Origin of the sequence: Bacillus cereus group sp. BfR-BA-01408 (assembly GCF_022663305.1) — a bacterium.
Classification (GTDB): Bacteria; Bacillota; Bacilli; order Bacillales; family Bacillaceae_G; genus Bacillus_A; species Bacillus_A pacificus.
This window is the reverse complement of sequence record NZ_JAKUFF010000194.1, coordinates 1-524: the sequence shown is the minus strand read 5'-3', so window position 1 is coordinate 524 and position 524 is coordinate 1. Positions and strand designations below refer to the sequence as shown.

Sequence of the window (524 nt, the reverse complement as noted above, 5' to 3'; positions counted from 1 at the left end):
CCTTCATCGACTCCTAGTGTCAAGGCATCCACCGTGCGCCCTTTCTAACTTAACCAAACTAAAAATTAAAAAATATGAGCTACACTGTTATCTAGTTTTCAAAGAACATACCATTTGCTATTTAAAATAGCTTTTTGGTGGAGCCTAGCGGGATCGAACCGCTGACCTCCTGCGTGCAAGGCAGGCGCTCTCCCAGCTGAGCTAAGGCCCCAAGTTGTATGGTGGGCCTAAATGGACTCGAACCATCGACCTCACGCTTATCAGGCGTGCGCTCTAACCAGCTGAGCTATAGGCCCATACAAATTGCAGGATTTATTTATATCATATCCTCATTTAAGAGTCAATACTTTTTATTGAACTCTCAAAACTAAACGAAAACGAAACACGGAAACTTATATTGATAAGCAGCGCTTATCAATTCTCCATAGAAAGGAGGTGATCCAGCCGCACCTTCCGATACGGCTACCTTGTTACGACTTCACCCCAATCATCTGTCCCACCTTAGGCGGCTGGCTCCAAAAGGT

General features: G+C 45.0%; 2 tRNA genes and 1 rRNA gene. All 3 read right to left on the bottom strand.

Features of this window, described 5'->3' with window-relative positions:
* Positions 1–135 precede the first annotated feature (135 nt).
* Positions 136–211: transfer RNA gene (locus MR083_RS26860), tRNA-Ala, on the bottom strand.
* Between the two features lie 8 nt (positions 212–219).
* Positions 220–296 (bottom strand) — tRNA-Ile (locus tag MR083_RS26855).
* 132 nt (positions 297–428) lie between these two features.
* A 16S ribosomal RNA gene (locus MR083_RS26850) occupies positions 429–524 on the bottom strand; the annotation flags it as partial.